Source organism: Micromonospora sp. M42 (assembly GCF_000568915.1).
In the GTDB taxonomy this organism is placed as follows: Bacteria; Actinomycetota; Actinomycetes; order Mycobacteriales; family Micromonosporaceae; genus Micromonospora; species Micromonospora chalcea.
In genome coordinates this window covers 1-3,695 of the sequence record NZ_KK037233.1, presented here as the reverse complement: position 1 = coordinate 3,695, position 3,695 = coordinate 1, and the positions used below count along the sequence as shown (strand labels likewise).

At 76.6% G+C, this 3,695-nt stretch carries 1 protein-coding gene; it reads right to left on the bottom strand.

From position 1 onward, the window contains the following. Positions 1 to 3,557, bottom strand: a 3,557-nt coding sequence (locus MCBG_RS00005; RefSeq protein ID WP_043329893.1) for a type I polyketide synthase, incomplete at its 3' end; no start/stop codon positions are given. Positions 3,558 to 3,695: the final 138 nt, after the last annotated feature.

The following is a 3,695-nucleotide window of genomic DNA, read 5'->3' as shown; positions in this document are numbered from 1 at the left end:
ACGAGGCGGCGGACGAAGACGCCGGGGCCGCGCACGGCGAGCTGGTCCTCGCCGGTCGAGCCGGTGAGGATCGCGGCGAGCCGGAAGGCGGCCCGGTCGTCGGGGTCGGACGGCAGGTCGACCAGGCCGCCCCAGCGGTGCGGCGCCTCGACGCCGACGACCCGGCCGAGGCCCCAGATCGCGGCCTGCGCCGGGTCGGCGAGCCGGTCGTACGAGGCGGCGGCGACCGCGCCCCGGGTGACCAGCCACAGCGGCGCTGCCACGCCGGCGTCGCCGAGCGCCTGCACGAGGGCGAGGGTGGTGGTCAGGCCGGGCAGGACGGTGCCGTCGGCGGTGCGTGGTTCCCCGGCGAGCAGGGACACGACGCCGGCGGGCTCGGCGCCGGCGAGGGCCGCCGCGAGGCCGGCCCGGTCGGCGTCCGGCTCCACCGTCAGCGGCAGCACGTCGGCGCCGGCGCCGGTCAGCGCGGCCCGGACGGCCCGCGCCACCGGGTCGTCGGCGTCGTCGGCGGGCAGCGCCAGCAGCCAGGTGCCGGCCAGCCGGGCGGGGGCGGGCTCGGGGGCCACCTGCCATTCCTCCCGGTACCGCCAGCCGTCGAGGACCGAGTGTTCCTGCCGCTGCCGCCGCCAGTCGGCGAGGACGGGCAGCAGGGTACGCAGCGACTCGGCGGCGGCGGTGTCGGTGACGGCGAGGGTGTCGCGCAGCGCGTCGAGGTCGGCGCGTTCGACGGCCGCCCAGAACCGGCGGTCGAGCGCGCCGGCCCCGCCCGTCGTGGTGTCGTCGGCGGGCGCCTCGGCCGGCACCCAGTAGTGCTGCCGCTCGAACGGGTAGGTGGGCAGGTCGACGAGCCGGCCGGGCCGGCCGGCGAGGACGTCCGCCCAGTGCGGCGGCGTGCCGGCGACGTGCAGTTGGGAGAGGGCGGCGAGCAGGGCACGTCGGTCCGGGCGGTCCCGGCGCAGCACCGGCACCACCACGGCGGAGGCGGCGTCGGTCCCGATCCCGGCGAGGGTCTCCTGGACGCTGGCGGTGAGCACGGCGTCCGGCCCGACCTCCACGAAGGTGCCGACGCCGTGGGCGCGCAGGGCGCGTACGCCGTCGGCGAAGCGGACCGCCTCCCGGACGTGGCGCACCCAGTAGCCGGGGTCGGTGAGCTGCGCCGGGTCGGCCAGCTCGCCGGTCACGTTGGACACCACCGGCAGGGTGGGGGCGCGCAGGTCGAGGCGGGCGGCGACGGCAGCGAACTCGGCGAGCATCGGCTCCATCAGCGGGCTGTGGAAGGCGTGGCTGACCCGCAGCCGCCGCACCTTCACCCCCCGGCCGGTCCAGAGTTCCGCCAGCTCGTCGATGGCCGCCGCGTCGCCGGAGACGACGACGGCGTCGGGGCCGTTGACGGCGGCGACGGCGACCCGGCCGGTCAGCGCGACGATCGACTCGGCGACCCGGGCCTCGTCGGCGGCCACGGCGAGCATCGCGCCGCCGGTGGGCAGGTCCTGCATGAGCCGCCCCCGGGCGGCGACGAGGGCGCACGCGTCGTCGAGGCTGAGCACGCCGGCCACGTGGGCGGCGGTCAGCTCGCCGACGGAGTGCCCGGCGACCATGTCGGGGGCCAGTCCCCAGGAGCCGAGCAGCCGGTGCAGCGCCACCTCGACGGCGAACAGCGCGGCCTGGGTGAAGACGGTCTGGTCGAGCAGGTCGGCCTCGGCGGTGCCGGGCTCGGCGAACAGCAGCGGCTTCAGCGGCCGGGGCAGCCGGTGGTCGAGGTGGCCGCAGACCTCGTCGAGCGCCTCCGCGAAGACCGGGTACGCCTCGTACAGCTCCCGGCCGGCGCCGGCGCGCTGGGCGCCCTGGCCGGAGAACAGGAACGCGACCCCGCCGCGTTCGGCGGCGGCGCCGGTGACCAGCCCGGGGGCGGGCCGGTCGTCGGCGAGGGCGTGCAGCGCGGCGAGCAGACCGTCGCGGTCGTCGGCGAGCACGACCGCCCGGTGCTCCAGGGGCGAGCGGGAGACCGCCGAGGTCCAGGCGACGTCGGCCGGGCGCAGGTGCGCGTCGTCGGCGACGTAGGCCGACCAGCGCTCGGCCTGGCGGCGCAGCGCGGTGCGGGTGCGGCCGGTGAGCAGCACCGGCGCGGGCGCGGGCGGCACCGGGTGGTCCGCCTCGACGTCGGCCGGTTCGGGCTGTTCGAGGATGAGGTGGGTGTTGGTGCCGCTCATCCCGAACGACGAGACGGCGGCCCGGCGCGGCCGGTCCACGGCCGGCCACGGCGTGGCCTCGGTGACGAGGGTGACCGCGCCGGCGGCCCAGTCCACGTGCGGGGTGGGCTCGTCGACGTGCAGGGTGGCCGGCACGACGCCGTGCCGCATCGCCAGCACCATCTTGATCACACCGGCGATGCCGGCGGCGGCCTGGGTGTGCCCGATGTTGGACTTGATCGAGCCGAGCAGCAGCGGCGCGGCGTCGCCCCGCTCCCGGCCGTACGTGGCGAGCAGCGCCTGAGCCTCGATCGGATCGCCGAGGGTGGTGCCGGTGCCGTGCGCCTCCACCACGTCGACCAGGTCGGGGGTGAGCTTCGCGCCGGCCAGGGCCTGCCGGATGACCCGCTGCTGGGACGGGCCGTTGGGGGCGGTGAGGCCGTTCGACGCGCCGTCGGAGTTGACCGCCGAGCTGCGGATGACGCCGAGCACGGGGTGGCCGTTGCGGCGGGCGTCGCTGAGCCGTTCCAGCAGCAGCATGCCGACGCCCTCGGACCAGCCGGTGCCGTCGGCGGAGGCGGCGAACGACTTGCACCGGCCGTCGGCGGCGAGCCCTCGCTGCCGGGAGAAGCCCACGAACGGGCCGGGGGTGGCCATGACGCACACGCCGCCGGCCAGGGCCAGGTCGAAGTCGCCCTGCCGCAGCGCCTGGCACGCCAGGTGCAGGGCGACCAGCGACGACGAGCAGGCGGTGTCCACGGTGACCGCGGGGCCCTCCAGGCCGAGGGCGTACGCGATCCGCCCGGAGACGACGCTGGTGGCCGTACCGGTCAGCAGGTAGCCCTCGTCGGCGCCCTCGGCCTCGCTCTGCGGGCCCATGCCGTAGCCGTTGGCGGCGGTGCCGACGAAGACGCCGACCTTCTGCCCCCGCATCGAGGCGGGTGCGACGCCGGCGTGCTCGAACGCCTCCCACGACGTCTCCAGCAGCAGCCGCTGCTGGGGGTCCATCGCCACGGCCTCGCGCGGCGAGATGCCGAAGAACTCCGCGTCGAAGTCGGCCGCGTCGTAGAGGAAGCCGCCCTCGCGGGTGGTGGAGCGGCCGGCCCGGTCGGCGTCCGGGTCGTACAGGTTGTCCAGGTCCCAGCCCCGGTCCGTCGGGAAGCCGCCGATCGCGTCGCCGCCGGAGGCCACCAGGTCCCAGAGCTGCTCGGGGCTGGCGACGCCACCCGGATAGCGGCAGGACATCGCGACGATGGCGATCGGCTCCCTGGCGGCGGCGGTCAGCTGCTGGTTGAGCTGACGGAGGCGGCCCGTCTCCTTGAGCGACGCGCGAAGCGCCTCGACGACCTTGTCTGCGGACGTAGACATCATGAGCTCCGTACTGGGGACAACGGTCAGGAATCGGTTCCGTCAAGCGCCAGCCTGACGAGGGCGTCGGTGTCGAGGTCGTCGAGGTCCAGGTCCTCGTCGGTGGACTCGTCACCGTCGTCGCCGTCGGTGTCGGCG